Source organism: Streptodolium elevatio (assembly GCF_053592165.1).
Genome location: NZ_JBSFVE010000004.1, coordinates 138,172 through 154,202, shown reverse-complemented (window position 1 = coordinate 154,202; position 16,031 = coordinate 138,172). Strand labels below are relative to the sequence as shown.

The 16,031-nt window shown below is 72.7% G+C and carries 14 protein-coding genes; 8 read left to right on the top strand and 6 right to left on the bottom strand.

Annotated elements, in window-relative coordinates; translation table 11 throughout:
* Positions 1-106: 106 nt before the first annotated feature.
* A complete protein-coding gene (locus ACWD12_RS10360) occupies positions 107-700 on the bottom strand; it encodes a TetR/AcrR family transcriptional regulator C-terminal domain-containing protein (protein ID WP_450099172.1) in 594 nt (197 codons plus the stop codon).
* Between the two features lie 262 nt (positions 701-962).
* Between ACWD12_RS10360 and ACWD12_RS10355 the strand changes: the two genes are divergently transcribed.
* On the top strand, positions 963-2,519 hold the full coding sequence (locus tag ACWD12_RS10355; RefSeq protein ID WP_450099171.1) for an MFS transporter: 1,557 nt from the start codon (positions 963-965) through the stop codon (positions 2,517-2,519).
* 11 nt (positions 2,520-2,530) lie between these two features.
* Here ACWD12_RS10355 and ACWD12_RS10350 read toward each other — a convergent pair whose 3' ends face one another.
* Complete coding sequence (locus tag ACWD12_RS10350) at positions 2,531-3,049, bottom strand: VOC family protein (protein ID WP_450099170.1); 519 nt, start codon at positions 3,047-3,049, stop codon at positions 2,531-2,533.
* 83 nt (positions 3,050-3,132) lie between these two features.
* Here ACWD12_RS10350 and ACWD12_RS10345 point away from each other — a divergent pair, with 83 nt between their 5' ends.
* Entirely contained in the window at positions 3,133-3,819 is a 687-nt protein-coding gene (locus ACWD12_RS10345) for a nitroreductase family protein (protein ID WP_450099169.1), read from the top strand.
* A gap of 7 nt (positions 3,820-3,826) precedes the next feature.
* On the opposite strand, the gene ACWD12_RS10340 is transcribed toward ACWD12_RS10345, so the two are convergent.
* Positions 3,827-4,762 (bottom strand): helix-turn-helix domain-containing protein, encoded by a 936-nt coding sequence (locus tag ACWD12_RS10340; protein WP_358355007.1) that lies wholly within the window; start codon positions 4,760-4,762, stop codon positions 3,827-3,829.
* Between the two features lie 247 nt (positions 4,763-5,009).
* On the opposite strand from ACWD12_RS10340, the gene ACWD12_RS10335 reads away from it, so the two are divergent.
* Entirely contained in the window at positions 5,010-6,554 is a 1,545-nt protein-coding gene (locus tag ACWD12_RS10335; RefSeq protein WP_450099168.1) for an MFS transporter, read from the top strand.
* Positions 6,555-6,735: 181 nt separating this feature from the next.
* Here ACWD12_RS10335 and ACWD12_RS10330 read toward each other — a convergent pair whose 3' ends face one another.
* The gene (locus ACWD12_RS10330; RefSeq protein WP_450099167.1) at positions 6,736-7,677 is read right to left on the bottom strand and encodes an RES domain-containing protein; all 942 of its coding nucleotides are present in this window, start codon (positions 7,675-7,677) and stop codon (positions 6,736-6,738) included.
* 256 nt (positions 7,678-7,933) lie between these two features.
* On the opposite strand from ACWD12_RS10330, the gene ACWD12_RS10325 reads away from it, so the two are divergent.
* From ACWD12_RS10325 to ACWD12_RS10315, 3 genes are all read left to right on the top strand, one after another.
* A complete protein-coding gene (locus tag ACWD12_RS10325; protein WP_450099166.1) occupies positions 7,934-9,601 on the top strand; it encodes an alpha-keto acid decarboxylase family protein in 1,668 nt (555 codons plus the stop codon).
* Positions 9,598-10,893 carry an alpha-hydroxy acid oxidase gene (locus ACWD12_RS10320; protein WP_450099165.1) on the top strand — a complete coding sequence of 432 codons (1,296 nt, stop codon included), beginning with the start codon at positions 9,598-9,600 and terminating at the stop codon, positions 10,891-10,893. The genes ACWD12_RS10325 and ACWD12_RS10320 overlap by 4 nt, the downstream gene beginning before the upstream one ends.
* Positions 10,894-11,016: 123 nt before the next feature.
* Positions 11,017-12,099, top strand: coding sequence for a Zn-dependent alcohol dehydrogenase (locus ACWD12_RS10315; RefSeq protein WP_450099164.1), 1,083 nt, complete (start codon positions 11,017-11,019; stop codon positions 12,097-12,099).
* Between the two features lie 97 nt (positions 12,100-12,196).
* Here ACWD12_RS10315 and ACWD12_RS10310 read toward each other — a convergent pair whose 3' ends face one another.
* Positions 12,197-12,649, bottom strand: a complete 453-nt coding sequence (locus ACWD12_RS10310) for a MarR family winged helix-turn-helix transcriptional regulator (RefSeq protein WP_450099163.1) — start codon at positions 12,647-12,649, stop codon at positions 12,197-12,199.
* Between the two features lie 211 nt (positions 12,650-12,860).
* Between ACWD12_RS10310 and ACWD12_RS10305 the strand changes: the two genes are divergently transcribed.
* Together ACWD12_RS10305 and ACWD12_RS10300 are read left to right on the top strand one after the other, a co-directional pair.
* Entirely contained in the window at positions 12,861-14,312 is a 1,452-nt protein-coding gene (locus ACWD12_RS10305; RefSeq protein WP_450099162.1) for an MFS transporter, read from the top strand.
* Between the two features lie 13 nt (positions 14,313-14,325).
* Positions 14,326-15,540, top strand: a complete 1,215-nt coding sequence (locus ACWD12_RS10300; RefSeq protein ID WP_450099161.1) for a CaiB/BaiF CoA transferase family protein — start codon at positions 14,326-14,328, stop codon at positions 15,538-15,540.
* Here ACWD12_RS10300 and ACWD12_RS10295 read toward each other — a convergent pair.
* Positions 15,529-16,026, bottom strand: coding sequence for a type II toxin-antitoxin system RatA family toxin (locus ACWD12_RS10295; protein WP_450099160.1), 498 nt, complete (start codon positions 16,024-16,026; stop codon positions 15,529-15,531). The two genes, ACWD12_RS10300 and ACWD12_RS10295, sit on opposite strands and share 12 nt — an antisense overlap.
* Positions 16,027-16,031: the final 5 nt, after the last annotated feature.

Here is a 16,031-nt window from a genome sequence, read left to right as displayed (position 1 = left end):
ACGACACCCCGCGCGTACGCGAGGCACGCCGCCGGCCGCGCATCGGGCGCGTGCCCGGTGGCGTGCCGAACACGTTCGCAATGTGTCCCGAGCACGGCCCCGAACCTCAGTGCGCGGCAGGTCCCGTGTCGGCGGCGATGCCGTTCAGGACGTACCCGAGCCCGGCGGTGAACGCCGCCTCCCAGTCGTCCTTGAGCATGTACTCGTGGGCGCTGAGGGTGGGGTAGCGGTCGCGTAGTTCGTGCAGGCGTCGCTGGGCCGCCTCGCGGTCCTCGTCGGACAAATCGTGGCTGGCGCGGGCCACGGTGGCACCCATGACGTAGTTGTAGAGCGTCCACGTCGCCGCCGTCAGACGTGTCCCGGACAGCCCGGTGGCGACCAGCGTCGCCTGGAGGAACTCCATCCGGGCCAGCAGGTTCGGGCCCAGGGTGGGGCGTTGCAGCAGGGCGGCGGACCAGGGGTGCCGCAGCATCGCGGCGCGCCAGTCGTGCAGCAGGTCCGCGATGTCCTCGCGCCACCGCGTCGGATCCGGTGTCCCGGTCGGCGTCTGCAGGTGCGCGAAGACCGCGTCGAGGGCGAGGTCGACGACATCGTCCTTGGTGTCGACGTGCCAGTACAGCGTGGTCACGCCCGAGCCGAGCCGCTCCGCCAGCCGACGCATCGTCAGGCCGTCGATGCCCTGCTCATCGAGCAGGGCCACGGCCTCTTCGACGATGCGCGCCTGGGACAGCGGGGGGCCTTCGCGGGAGGCGCGCGGGGGCCGCAGCCACACGCTGCGCTTGCCCGCCCCGCCCTTGCCGGCGCCGCTCCCACCTGCCGCTGCCCGGCTCTTGGCGCCAGGTTGTCCGCCGTTGATGGCCTTCGCCTCCTCGCCCCGACCGTGGCCGTGAGCCTAGTATGCTCCCCGCACTAGAACGTTGTACCGGTACCGGTACAACGTACGAGCGAGCGATGGGCGGGCCATGCACGAGCGGGATTCGCGCGACCTCGATGCCGGCGCGGAAGCGGGCACAGCAGCGACGACGAAAGCGGCGGGAGGCGCGAGCGGCGGCGTCCCGGACACGCCGGGGGGAGTCCCGGACACGCCGGACCCGCGTCCGGACGCAAGGCGCTGGTGGGCGCTGCCGGTCATCACCCTCGCCCAGCTGATGCTGGTGCTGGACGGCACGATCGTGAACATCGCGCTGCCGTCCATGCAGGCCGACCTGGGCATGTCGGACGCCGACCGGCAGTGGGCGGTCACCGCGTACGTCCTCGCCTTCGGCGGCACCCTGCTGCTGGGCGGGCGGATCAGCGGCATGGCCGGACACCGCCGTACGTTCGCCGTCAGCCTGGTCGGCTTCGCCGCCGCCTCCGCACTCGGCGGCGCCGCGACCGGGGCGGGCACGCTGTTCGCGGCCCGCGCGTTGCAGGGGCTGTTCGCCGCAGCCATGGCCCCGGCGGCGCTGTCGCTGCTCACTCTCACGTTCACCGATCCCCGGGACCGGGGACGGGCGTTCGGGGTGTTCGGCGCGATGAGCGCGGCGGGGTCCGGGGTGGGCCTGCTCGCGGGCGGACTGCTGACCGAATACCTGGACTGGCGCTGGTGCCTGTGGGTCAACATCCCGATCGCCGCGGTCGCGCTGCTCGGCATCCCGTACCTGCACCGCGACACGCCGCGGCCGGACTCCGGCCGCCTGGACGTGCCCGGCGCGCTGCTCAGCGCCCTCGGCGTCGTGGCCCTCGTCTACGGCCTCACCGAGGCCGAACCCCGGGGCTGGGACGACCCGTTCGTCCTCGCACTGCTGGCAGGCGGGGCGCTGCTGCTCGCGGTCTTCGCCGCCGTCGAGGCGCGCACGCGCGACCCGCTGCTGCCGCTGCGCGTGGTACGGCACCGGGCCCGCGGCGGCGCCTTCCTGATCAGCGGGCTGATGATGGCCTCGCTGTTCGGGTGCTTCCTGTTCCTCAGCTACTACACGCAGACCGTCCTCGGCTATTCGCCGGTGGAGGCGGGGCTCACCATCATGGTCCTGGTGGCGGGCAGCCTGGTCGGCTCGCTGCTGCTGGCCGCGCGCCTGCTGACACGCGTCGCGCCCCGCACACTGATGGTCCCGGGCCTGCTGGCGATGGCGGCGGGACTGCTGCTGCTCTCCCGGCTGAGTGCCGACAGCAGCCATGTCATGGCGGGATACCTGGTCCCCGCGCAACTGCTCGTCGGCACCGGGCTCGGCGTGGTCCTCACCTCGGCCACCAGCCTGGCGACCGCGGACGTCGGGTTCGCGGACATGGGCACGGCGTCCGCCACCTTCAACGCCGCGCAGCAGATCGGCGGGGCGGTGGGCACGGCCCTCTTCAACACGGTCGCCACCACGTCGGCTGCGGCGTACCTGCGTGCATACCAAGGGGCGGACACCGCGGACGGCACGGTCCACGGCTTCGGCGCCGCCCTCCTGGTCTCCGCGGGCATCATGCTCGCCGCCGCGTCGGCCGCGGCCCTCATGACCGGCACACGCTCCGCCGACAAGGACAGCGGCCGGTGACGAGCCGCCGGTCAGTCCACGAGGCGCTTGCCGAGGAAGACGCCCGGCTCCTCCAGGTAGAACTCCACGCGCAGGCCGTTCGGGTCCTCGATGTAGAGGCTGTCCTCGACACCCCGGTCCGGCCCGAGGTACGTGAGTCCGGCCGCGTCCAGCACACCCTTCACGCGCGTGAACGCCTCCGCGTCCACCGACAGCGCCAGGTGCTGGATCCCGCCGATCGTCTCGCCGAACGCCGGGTGGTCGTGGCCGGGGAAGTCGAAGAAGCCCAGCAGGTTGCCGCCGCCCACGTCGAAGAAGAAGTGGCTCGACCCCGCGTAGTCGCGGTTCTCCACCAGTTCGACCAGCGGGAAGCCCAGGAACTCCTGGTAGAAGCGGACCGTCTCCTCGACGTCGCGGCAGATGAACGCGGCGTGGTGGATGCCGCGTGTGGGCGCGGCCGGGCGGGCGGCGCCGGCGTGCAGATAGCGGTCCCGCAGATCGTCGCGCCGCGCTCGTACGCGGTCCAACTCGGGTCCCTCCGGCTGTGGCATCGTGTCCTCCTCGAAGCCGACCTCCCGCTGACCCACACTAGGGCCGACCGGGCAGTGGTCCGGGGATTTGCCAGGAGGACGGTATGGAATTCACCGACGTGGTGCGCACGACGGGCGCGGTACGCCGCTTCACCGACGAACCGGTGCCCGACGAGACGCTGGCGCGCGTGTTCGACAACGCCCGCTTCGCACCGAGCGGCGGCAACCGTCAGGGCTGGCACGTCGTCCTGGCACGGTCGGCCGAGGTGCGCAGCCGGCTGCGCGAGCTCTCCCGCGCGGGGTGGGAGGAGTACGCCGCCTACGCCGCCGCCGGACACGTGCCGTTCGCGCCGGGCGAGGACGGGCGCTGGCAGGGCCCCGCCGCCGACATCGACTTCGCCGCCCCGGCGCCGCGCAACAAGTTCGTCGACGAGTTGGAGCGGGCGCCGGTGGTCGCCGTCCTCGCCGTCGACCTGCGCCAACTGGCGGTCACCGACGGGGACCTGCCGCGGCAGAGCGTGGTCGGCGGGGCGTCCGTCTACCCGTTCGCGCAGAACGTGCTGCTGGCCGCCCGCAACGAGGGGCTGGGCGGCGTGCTGACCACGTTCCTGTGCCGGCGCGAGGCGGAGGTCAAGGAACTGCTCGGCCTGCCCCGTCCGTACGCCGTGGCCGCGATGCTCGCCCTCGGCGTGCCGGAACGGCACCCGCGCAAGCTGACCCGGCGGCCGGTACCGGAGTTCGTGACGTTCGACCGCTTCGGCGGCCCGGGCCTGCCGGCGCCCGAGAAGTGAGCGGCAGTCAGCCGCCTTGCTCGGGCCGGCCGTCCGCGTCCGCCTCGGCAGGGCGGTCGGCTTCGCGTACGTCGTCGGCTTCGCCCGACCGCCGTGCGGCCGAGTCGAGGCGCAGCATGGCCGCCTCGTCCGGACCGCCCGGCTCGGCGCTGTAGACGACCATGCGCACGCCGCCCGTGCGCCCCAACTGCATCACCTCGAAGTCCAGCGTCATGACGCCGACCTTGGGGTGGTCGAAGGTCTTGCTGCCGCCGCCGCGCTCGAACACCTCGTAGCGTTCCCACAAGCGGGCGAAGTCCGGCGACTTGAGCAGCAGTTCACCGACAAGCGCGGCCAGTTCGGGGGAGTCCGGGTCGGCACCGGCCACCGCGCGCAGATGTGCGACCGAGGAGGCCACGGTCTCCTCCCACGGCCGGTAGAGCCTGCGGCCCACCGGGTGCAGGAACAGATAGCGCGTCAGATTCCGCTGCTCCGGCGGCAGATCCCACAGCCCCGGGGTCAGGCGGCGACCGGGCACGTTGGCGGCGAGCATGAAGTTGAAGCGGTTGACGACGTACGCGGGCAGCGGGCGCAACGCCTCCAGCGCCCGCAGCACCGGCTCGCGGACGGTCCGCTCGCCGTGGCCCGGGTCGGCGCCGACGTCCCCGGGGGCAGTACGGCCGGCGGCGAGGTCGGCGAGTTCGTGCAGTCGGGCGTACGCGTCACCGCACAGGCGCAGCGCCCGGGCGATCGCGTCGATCACGGCCGGTGACGGATTGGTCTCCCGGCCGCGTTCGAGGCGCGTGTAGTAGTCGACGCTCACCCCTGAGAGGGTGGCCAGCTCCTCGCGCCGCAGCCCGGGCGTACGCCGGATCCCGGCGCCGGCGGGCAGTCCCACGTCCTCGGGCCGCACGAGGGCGCGGCGTGCCCGCAGGTATTTGCCCAGTTCGGTGCTCTGTGCCATTGGCTCATTGTCCCAGGCGAGGTGTGCGCGTGGGGGGCCGTGTCACACCCGGGAACGCGGCGCCCCGGTGCGACGCGGTCTGCCGCATCGGGCGGCGGCACGGAAGTGTGGAAATCGCGGGCGGCCCGGCCGCCGGGGTCCCAGGGGGTGCACGGCACCGGACCGCGGACCCGGTGGCGGGAGCCGCCCGCCCTTTCCGTACTGCTTTCGTGCAGTTCCGCAGTCCGCACGCCACGGAGACCCGCCCATGCCGACCACCGAGTCCACCTGGCCCACCCGGTCCGCCCTGCCGACCGAGCCTGCCGATGCCCGGTCCGTCCGGTCCGCCCGGTCCGTCCGGTCCGCCCGGTCCGCCCGGTCCGCCCGGTCCGCCGAGTCCGCCGAGTCCGCCGAGTCTGCCCGGTCCGCCGAGTCCGCCGGGTCCTTGCCCGGGGCCGGCCGCCGGACCTCGCCGTACGCCCTCGTCGCGGCCCTGCTCGGCTTCACCGTGATCTCCATCGACGTCTCCGCCGTCAACATCGCCCTGCCCTCGATCGGCTCCTCGCTGCACAGCGGGATGACCGGGCTGCAGTGGGTGGTCGACGCGTACACCCTGATGCTCGCGGCGCTCATGCTGTCGGCGGGGGCGCTGTCGGACCGCGCCGGGGCGCGGCGCGCGTACGCGTGGGGCGTGACCCTCTTCACACTGGCCTCGCTGGCATGCGCGCTGGCTCCCGGGATCGGCACGCTGATCGGGGCGCGTGTCGCGCAGGGCGCCGCGGCGGCGATCGTGATCCCCTCGTCGCTCGCGCTGATCCGGCAGACCTACGACGAGCCCCGGCAGCGCGCCCGGGCGATCGCGCTGTGGACGGTCGGCGGCTCGGTCGCGATGGCCGCGGGGCCGGTCCTGGGCGGACTGCTCACCGAAGGACCCGGCTGGCGGGCGGTGTTCCTGCTCAACCTGCCGATCGGCGCGGTGATCCTGCTGCTGCTGACCCGCACCGAGCGCTCGGTGCGTCGGCCGGCGCCGCTGGACCTCGGCGGCCAGGTGACCGCGGTGCTCGCGCTCGCGGGGCTGGCGTACGCGGTCATCGAGGGCGGCCACGTGGGCTGGACCGACCCGCGCGTGGCGGCCGCGCTCGCCGCGTCGGTGTTGGCCGCGGTGCTGTTCGTGGTGGCCGAGCGGCGGCACCGTGCGCCGATGGTGCCGCTGGGCATGCTGCGCGAGCGTCCGGTCGTGCTGCCGCTGGTGTTCGGGTTCGCCGTCAACTCGGCGTTCTACGGCGGGATCTTCCTGCTCGGCCTGTACTACCAGGAGCTGCGCGGCATGTCGGGCCTCGAGGCCGGTCTGATGTTCGTCCCGATGGCCGCGATCATCACGACCACGAACCTGGTGTCGCCGCGTCTCGCGGAACGTGTCGGGCGGCGGCCGGTGATCGCCGCGGGTCAGTTGATCATGGCGGTGGCGATGCTTGCGCTGCTGCCGCTGGACGCCCGTACGCCGATCTGGCTGGTGATCGTCCTGCTGGTCCCGCTGGGCATCGGCGGCGCGCTCTCCGTCCCGGCCTTCACCGCCCAACTGATGGACGGTGTGCCGGGGGAGCGGGTCGGCACCGCGTCCGGGCTCCTCAACGCGCTGCGTCAGACGGGCGGCGCGCTCGCGGTCGCGGTGTTCGGCGCCTTGGTGGTCGCTTCGGACGGCACCGGGTTCTCGCTCCCGGGCATGCGCGCCGCCGCCGTCGGGGAAGCGGTCCTGCTCGCGGCGACGGCTGTACTGGCCTGGTGGCTGCTGCCGAAGTCCGTGCGGCACTGAGGTGTTTTGCGGAACGCGTACCGAGCATTCGCATCAGGCCGCCCGGGAGTTGCCATCATGGTCGGGCGGGAGAGAGACGAATGTACCGAAAACCACCGCGCGTTGGCGGCGCGGCCGCCCGGGCGGCCGCGCCGGCCCTCGGTCACGGCGCGTTGCCAGGCGGGTGCGCCGCGCCGCGGCGTCACGCCGGGCCGGGGCCGCGGGAGGGCGGGGCGTCGGCGGCGGCGTATGACCGCAGCGTTTCCGGGGCCAGGGTGAGGCGCAGTACGTCGGTTCCGTCGGCGGGGGTGCCGGGGTCCACGCACTGCTCGGACTTGACGTCCAGGGCCACGCACTGGCCGTCGTGTTGCGTGGAGCGGTAGGCGATCCCGTCCACCGGGACCCCGTAGTCCCAGGCGTGCAGCAGGAATTCGGTGACCACCTGAGTCGGGACGTAGTCGATCTCGGTGAAGTCCGGCCGTGCCTCGCGGGCGAGATCCTCGACGAAGTCCCGCAGGAACGCCACGCATTGGCTCAGGTGCCCGAGCCCGGTATCCAACGGTGAAGGCACCGGCGGCAGTTCCGTGAGGTTGACGACTGTGGCCGGACGACTCACCCGGAACGCACCGACGGTCAGCGACGCTCCGGGCGCCGGGGCGGCCACCGCCTCGGCGCGGGCCGTGTCCGCACTGGTGGCGCCGTAGAACATCGGGATGCCGGCGGGACTCATGCGGTTGGAGCGTGTGGACAGCCGTTCGGGCAGAGTCCCCATTGCCTTTGCCGTGGCGACGCGTTCGTCCGGGTGGTGCCACCGCGCCCGCCACAGCTCGTGGTCGGGCGGGATCGTACGGATCAGATCGAGTTGCGCGATGATCCCGCCGATCTCCCGCAGGATGTCCGCGGGCGGGATCTCGCCGGGGCCGAGGCCGCTGCGGTCCGCGGCCTCCGGAAGCTTCCAGAACACATGCCGGATGCGGTGCCGGATGATGTGGCAGAAGCTCTGCCAGCTCGCCATGAGCGCCGAGTCGCGCGACAGCGTGGTGTCGGTGTCGGCGTCGAGGTAGAGACGGTCGGCGGGCTGCGCGCCGGGAGCTTCGCGGTACGCCTCGCCGTGGACCCCGGGCTGCCAGGGCTCACCGGACATGCGCGGCCACCTCATCCCGGAACCTGTGCTGCCGCCGACCTGCGACGGGCGTGCGATTCGGACATCACCGTCGGAACCGCGACGACCGAGATCACCCTAAACCGCCCGTCCGCCTCCCCGGCCTTCGGGCGGACGGCGTGTCGCGGGACTTGACTCTTCACGCGTTTAGCCATTGGCTAACCCGGTCGCCGACCCGCGACCGCACCGCCCCTGCCCGGGGGCACGCTCGACCGCACCGTCCCTCGGAGGCCGCCCGATGACCACCGTCGCCACCCGGCTGATCGCGCGACTGCGCGAACTGGGCGTCGAGGACCTGTTCGGCGTTCCCGCCGACTACAACCTCGCGTTCCTGGACGAGGTGCACGCGTCCGAGCTGGCCTTCGTCGGCACGTGCAACGAACTCGGCGCCGCGTACGCCGCCGACGGGTACGCCCGCCTGCGCGGTGCGGGCGCGGTCCTGACCACGTTCGGCGTGGGCGAGCTGAGCGCGGTCAACGGCATCGGCGGCGCGTACGCCGAATCCGTCCCGGTCGTTGAGATCGTCGGCGCGCCGTCCACCCGCGCCGTCGACGCCGGCCTGCCCATGCACCACACCATGGCGGACGGCGACTTCGGCCGCTTCGAGCGGCTGCACGCCGAGGTGACCTGCGACCGCGTGACACTGACCGCCGAACACGCCGCCGAGGAGATGGACCGCGTGCTGCGCGCCTGCTGGGAGCACAAGCGCCCGGTCCGCATCGCGCTGCCGACCGATCTCGTGCACGCCCCCGCGCCCGCCCCCGACGACCCGTTGCTGCCCGAACCGCCCCCGGTGCCAAGGGAACTGGTCGCCGCGTTCCGCGCCGAGGCGGCGAAGCTGCTGGCCGGTGCCGCGCGCGCCGCCGTACTCGCGGACCACCTCGTGGAGCGGCACGGCGCCCACGAGGCGCTGGCCGAACTCGTCGCCGCCGGGCCGCTGCCGGTCGCCGTGATGAACATGGGCAAGGGGGTCGTCGACGAGAGCGCCCCGACGTTCGCCGGGATGTACGTCGGAGCGGCGAGCGCGCCCGGCACCCGCGCCGTCGTCGAGCAGGCCGACTGCCTCGTCGCGGTGGGCGTACTGATCAGCGACGGCAACTCCGGCGGCTTCACACACGTGTTCCCGGCCGGCCGCACGATCGAGGTCGGCGCGTACGAGACGCGCATCAACGACGCGGTCTTCCGCGACCTGCCGATGGCCGAGGCGCTCGCGGTACTCACCGCAGTCGTGCGGGAGTCCATGGACCGGCCGGCTTTCGCGCCGCCGGAACGGCCGGTACGCGCACGCGCGGACGCCGACCCGCACGCCCCGCTGACCCAGGCCGCCCTGGGCGACCGCTTCGCCGGGTTCGTGCGGGCGGGGGACGTCGTCGTCGCCGAGCAGGGCACCGCGTTCTTCGGCGTGGTCGACACGTGGATGCCGGCGGGGGTGACCGTGGTCGGCCAGGTGCTGTGGTCCTCGATCGGCTACACCCTCCCCGCCGCCCTCGGCACGTGTGTGGCCGCCCCGGACCGGCGGACCCTGCTGCTGATCGGCGACGGGTCGCTGCAACTCACCGCGCAGGAACTGGGCACGATGGCCCGGGTGGGTGCGGCGCCGGTGGTCCTGGTGCTCAACAACGGCGGTTACTCGATCGAGCGGGCGATCCACCCGACGGACGCGCCGTACAACGACATCGCGCCCTGGCGCTACACCGACCTGCCGGCCGCCTTCGGCGCGGGCGACCGCGCGGTGGTCCGGCGCGCCACCACGGCGGCCGAACTCGACGCCGCCCTCGCGGAAGCCGACCGCAACCGCGACCGCCTCGTGCTGATCGAGGCCGTCCTCGACCCCGAGGACTACCCCGGCCGCCTGGCCGCGATCGCCGCCAAGTACCGCGCCAAGACCCCGGCGGTGGCCCGATGACCGACAACGCGGCCGCCAAGGACCGGTTCGGCGGTCTCACCGCACTCGCCCGCCCGCTGCTCGCCGACCTCGGTAGGCTGGCGACCGGCCGCGGCGGCCCCGCCGCGGGGCCGCTGAACATCGAGGACGTCCGCGCGCTCGCCCGCAGACGCTCGTGCGCCCTCCCGTTCAGCTATGTCGACAGCGCCGCCGAGGACTTCACGACGCACCGGGCCAACCTCCGCTCGTTCGAGGAGCTGACGTTGCGCCCGAACCTGCTCACCGACGTGCGCGAACGCGACCGCTCCGTCGAGCTGTTCGGCCGTACGCTCGCCTCCCCGGTCCTGCTCGCCCCCACGGGAATGCCCGGGATCCAGCACCGGGACGCGGAGTTCGCGGGTGCCGGCGCGGCGCACGCGGCGGGGACCGTCTTCACGGTGAGCATGGCGTCCAGCCACTCGGTCACGGCGATCGCCGAGAAGTGCCCCGGGCCGCTGTGGTTCCAGCTGTACCCGTGGGGCAACGCCGACGACTTCACGCCGTACGTCGAACTCGCCGCGCGTGCGGGCTGCGAGGCGCTGGTCGTCACCCTCGACACCCCGGTCGGCGGCAACCGCGAGGCGGACCGGCGTACGGGGTTCACCATGCCGCCGCACCTGAGCCGCGAGAACATCGGCGAAGTCGTGCGCCACCCGGTCCGGTTCGGCCGGTGGATCCGGACCCTGGCCACCGGACCGGGGATCCGGATGGGCAATATCGCCCAGACCGGGGCGACCGGCGGGATGAACGCGGTGCACCAGGCGACCAGGTTCGAGGCGAAGTTCGTGCCCGGGTTCTCCGCCGCCGAACTGGCCCTGGTCCGACGCATTTGGGACGGCCCCCTGCTGGTCAAGGGGATCACCACGGCCGAACAGGCGCGCCGCGCCCGTGCCGCGGGAGTCGACGGCGTGATCGTCTCCAACCACGGCGGCCGGCAACTCGACGGCCTGCCCGCGGCCGTCCGCGCCCTCCCCGAGGTCGTCGACGCCCTGGCCGGCACCGACGTCGCGGTCCTGCTCGACGGGGGAGTACGCCGCGGCACCGACATCCTGAAGGCGCTGGCGCTCGGGGCGAAGGCGGTCATGCTCGGGCGGCCGTGGGTGTGGGGGCTCGCCGCCGGAGGACGCGAAGGGGTCGACACCGTGCTGCGCATCCTCAACACCGAAGTCGAGCGTGACATGGCTCTCATGGGTATTCGCACCCTCTCTGAACTCGGTCGGCATAACGTCAACGTCCCGGCGGCGTGGGCGTACGCGACGCCGGGCGGCAACTGAACGTCCACGCGAACGTCCGAGGCAGCGCCCGCGGGAACGTCCGACGGCACGTCTGCGGGTAGGTCCGCGGGGGCACCCGAGGGAACGTCCGAGGGAATGTCCGAGGAGTACGGAGGAGTAAGCATGCGCGCAGCGCTGTTCCGCGAGTCCGGCCGACCACTGGCCGTCGTCGACGTCGACACCGCCGCACCCGGCCCCGACGAGGTCCTGGTGGCGACCGCCGCCGCGGGCCTGTGCCACTCCGACATCCATCTGCTCGACGGGAAGATCCCGATCGCCGCGCCCGCGATCATCGGACACGAGGCCTCCGGCATCGTCGTGGACGTCGGCCCCGGGGTCACCCGCGTCGTACCCGGCGACCATGTCATCGCGTGCCTGTCGGCGTTCTGCGGCAGGTGCGCGCTGTGCCTGCGCGGCGAGACGTGGCTCTGCCAGGACAAGCAGGCGATCCAGCGCACCGCGGCCCTGCCACCGCGGCTCGCCCTGCCCGACGGCACGGCCGTCGGCGCGAACGCGGGCGTCGGCGGCCTGGCCGAGCGCATGCTCCTGCACGAGAACGCCGTCGTGTCCATCGCCAAGGACATGCCGCTCGACCTCGCGGCCATCATCGGGTGCGCGGTCACCACGGGCGTGGGCGCGGCGTTCAACACCGCCGACATCCGCGCGGGTGAGACCGTCGTGGTCATCGGCTGCGGCGGCATCGGCCTCAACATCGTGCAGGGCGCACGCCTGCGCGGGGCGGGCCGCGTCGTCGCGGTCGACCTGCTCGACGCCAAGCGCGAACTCGCCCGGTCCGTGGGCGCCACCGACGCCGCGGAAGGCGACCCGGTCGCGGCCGTCTCGGCGCTGACCGGCGGCCTCGGCGCCGACCACGTCTTCGACGCGGTCGGCAACGCCACGACGACGACCCAGGCCCTCGCGATGACCCGGCCGGGCGGGACCATGTACGTCGTCGGCATCGGCGGCATGGGCGCCACCGTCGACATCCCCGGCTACGCGCTGTGGGGCCAGGGCAAGTCCGTCCGCGGCGTACACATGGGTTCGAACAACTTCACCGTCGACATGCCGCGCTACGTCGACCTCTACCTCCAAGGCCGCCTGTTCCTCGACGAGTTGGTGTCCCGCCGCATCACCCTCGACGAGGTGAACGACGGCTACGACGCCCTCCGAGGCGGCGAGACCGCCCGCTCCGTCGTCGTCTTCTAGCCACGTTCCCGCGTGTGTCCGCGTGTCCGCGTACGTCGGTCCCGATCGCGGGCCCGGCGTACGCGGGCGCGTCAATTCCGGGGGCGCACCGGTACGTTCACGGCCGGGGCCAGGGGAGCCCTGCCAGGTCTTCGATCGAGGTGTTGAACCGCTGGAGCATAGCGGCGAATGCGGTGACCTCGGCAGGGGTCCAGTCGGCGAGCACCTTGTCCAGGCCGCTGACCATCTCGTCGCGTTCCGCGGTCAGGCGGCTCTGCCCTGCCCGGGTGATGCGGAATTTGCGGGCGATGCCGCCCTCCGAGTCCGCGATGCGCTCCAGCAGGCCGACGGCGAGCAGGGACGCGGTCTTGCGGTTGAGCGTGGAGGCGTCCAGGCCGAACGCCTCGCTCAACTGCCGGATGGACATGGGGCCTTCGACGCTGATGCGGCTGAGCAGGACGTAGCTGGTCCGGTCGAGGTGGCCTTCGTCGCCGCGTGACCGCGCCGACATGTGCGTATGCCGGGTGAGCAGCATGGTTTCGAACTCGATCAGGTGCGTGGGCTTGTCCATGTGCTTTCCGTCTCCCACCGCTCTGCCCGTGCTCTCCTCGGTTGTGCCCGCGCTCCGCTGCCGTCTGTCGGCCCGCCCGCGAGCCTACACAGGCCGTGGCCGCCGGATGCCTTGTGTGCTCTGCACATGATATGTGTACTGCACATCATGTGCATGGAACACATCTCATGCATCGTGCACATCCGGATTGCCGGAGATCGGAGACTCATCGGTGGACAACCCCACGCCCCCCGGACGGGAGCGCGGCATCGTCGGTGTCCTCGCGTTCGCCGGCATCGTCGCCTCCCTGATGTCGAGCCTGGTGGTGCCGCTCATCGGCGAGTTGCCGCGCCTGCTCCACACCACCGCGGCGGACGCCAGCTGGGCCGTCACCGCGACCCTCCTGTCGGCCGCCGTCGCGACGCCGATCTCCGGGCGGCTGGGGGACATGTACGGCAAGCGCCGCATGCTGCTCATCTGCTCGATCCCCTTGATCATCGGCTCCGTCGTCTGCGCGCTGGCCGACTCGCTCGCCCCGATGGTCGTCGGGCGCGCGCTCCAGGGCCTGGGCACCGGCATGGTCCCGCTCGGCATCAGCGCACTGCGCGACCTGCTGCCGCCGGAGCGCATGGGCTCCGCCATCGCGCTCATCAGCTCCTCGATGGGCATCGGCGGCGCACTCGGCCTGCCGCTCGCCGCAGGCGTCGCCGAGAACACCAGCTGGCGCATCCTCTTCTGGGCCGCCGCCGCGCTGAGCGCGCTGGTCGCGGCCCTGATCTGGTTCCGCATCCCGGCCACCGAGCCACGCCGTGACGTGGGCCGCTTCGACTTCGTGGGCGCCGTCGGGTTGGGGATCGGCCTGGTCTGCCTGCTGCTGGGCGTCTCCAAGGGCTCCGACTGGGGCTGGGACAGCGGCACGACCATGGGCCTGCTGGTGGTCGCCGTCGTCGCACTGCTCGCGTGGGGGTGGTGGGAACTGCGTACGCGCGACCCGCTCGTCGACCTGCGGGTGACCGCCCGCCGCCAGGTCCTGCTGACCAACGCGGCCTCGGTCGTCCTCGGATTCTCCATGTACGCCCAGGCGCTGATCCTCCCTCAGCTCCTCCAACTCCCCGAGTCCACCGGCTACGGCCTCGGGCAGTCGATGCTCGCGATGGGCCTCTGGATGGCCCCGGCCGGCCTCATGATGATGCTGCTCTCGCCCGTCGGCGCACGCCTGTCGGCCGCGCGCGGGCCGAAGACCACGCTGGTCGTCGGCGCGCTGGTCATGGCTCTCGGCTACGGCTCGTCACTGTTCCTGATGGACTCGCCGTGGACGATCATGATCGTCACCTGTGTGGTCAACACCGGGATCGGCCTGGGGTACGGCGCCATGCCCGCCCTGATCATGGCGGCCGTGCCCGCGACGGAGACCGCCTCGGCGAACGGGTTCAACACGCTTATGCGCGCGGTCGGCACCGCGGTCGCGGCGGCTGTCGTGGGCGTGATCCTGTCGCACATGACCACCGACCTCGGCGGCCACCTGCTGCCGTCCGAGAACGGCTTCCGCGTCGGCATGCTCCTCGGCTGCGGCATGGCCCTGCTGGCCGCCGTGATCGCCGCCACGCTGCCCGGCCGCGAGGTCCGGAGCCCCGAGGCGCCGCGAACTCCGGCCCCGAGCCCGGCCGTCCGCGGCACGGCGTGACTACGATGCGCTCATGACCACCTCGGAGCAGCCGTCCGCCGGACCTCTGGCCGGGATCACGGTGGTGACCCTCGAACAAGCGGTGTCCGCGCCGATGTGCACGCGTACGCTCGGCGACTTCGGCGCCCGCGTCGTGAAGGTGGAGAACCCGAAAGGCGGCGACTTCGCCCGGCACTACGACGACGTCGTGCACGGTCAGGCGGCGCACTTCGTGTGGCTCAACCGGGGCAAGGAGTCGGTCGCGCTCGACCTGAAGGACCCTACCGGGATGGCGGTGCTGCACCGCCTCCTGGACCGCGCCGACGTGGTGGTCTCCAACCTCGCGCCGGGCGCCACCGCCAAGTTGGGCATCACGCCGGACGATCTGGCCGCGCGGCACCCCGACTTGATCGCGGTCGAGGTCGACGGCTACGGCCCGGGCGGCCCCCTGTCCCACAAGCGGGCGTACGACCTGCTGGTGCAGGCCGAGTCGGGGGCCTGTTCGATCACCGGTCACCCCGGCGCCCCGGCCAAGCCCGGACCGCCGATGGCCGACGTGTGCACGGGTCTGTACGCGGCGATCTCGGTACTGGCGCTGCTTGCCGGGCGCGGTCTCGGAAACGGGAACGCCGCCGGACCCGCGGTGTCGGTGAGCATGTTCGACACGATGGCCGAGATGATGGGGTACGCGCTGACGTACACGCGACACTCCGGCGTCGACCAGGTGCCGATCGGGATGGGCTCGCCCGCGGTGGCGCCGTACGGTGCGTACCGCACGGCCGACGGGCACACGGTCGTCCTCGGCACCACCAACGACCGCGAATGGCAGCGGCTGGCCAGGGAGTTGATCGAGCGCCCCGACCTCGCCGACGAAGCCCGCTACGCGGGCAACGCCGACCGGGTGCGCAGCCGCGACGTGCTGGACGCGGCGATCGCCGCATGGTGCGTCCGGCACCCGCTGGAGTACGTGCAGCGCCGCGCCGACGACGCCGGCATCGGCAACTCCCGCTACAACACGCCCAGCGACGTCATCGCGCACCCGCACCTCGCCGCCCGCGACCGCTGGCGCACCGTCGAAACCCCCGGCGGCCCGACCCCGGCCCTGCTGCCGCCGCCGGTCGTCGCGGGCTACGAACAGCCCATGGGCGCGATCCCGGCCCTCGGCGAGCACACCGGCGCGGTGCTGGCCGAACTGGGCTACTCCGCAGACGAGATCGCCGCGATGCGGGCGAGCGGATCAGCTCTCTGAGGGCGCCGCGCCCCGCGCCGCCGCCAGCACGACCGGATCGGAGCAGCCCCGCGCGTAGTGGGCGATCCGGCGCCTGATCTCACGCCGCAGGACGACGGTGCCGATCCGGTCGGCAAGCGGCGCGAGCCAGCTGGGGCGGCAGCCGAAGTTGTACCGCCAGACCGCGAGCGTACGGTCGGGATGCCCTTCTACTGGCGTGAACCGCCAACCACCGCCCATCTTGGCGAAGAACCACGAGCCTTCGACCATGCGCATACCGACGTTGGTGGGCGGCTGGTAGGACACGTACTCGCTGACCATGCGAAACCCGGCCCGATGGACCGTCAGGGTCCGTACGCCCTTGGCCGGTTCGGTTGCACCGTCGAGGAACCGCTGCCGACGGATGAACGGATCCCAGCGTTTGCGCACGTCGCCCGTTGTCTGTGACACGGCGAAGGCGGTCGCGATGTCGACGGGCACCTCGACCGAGGCCTCGACCAGAGGCATTCCCG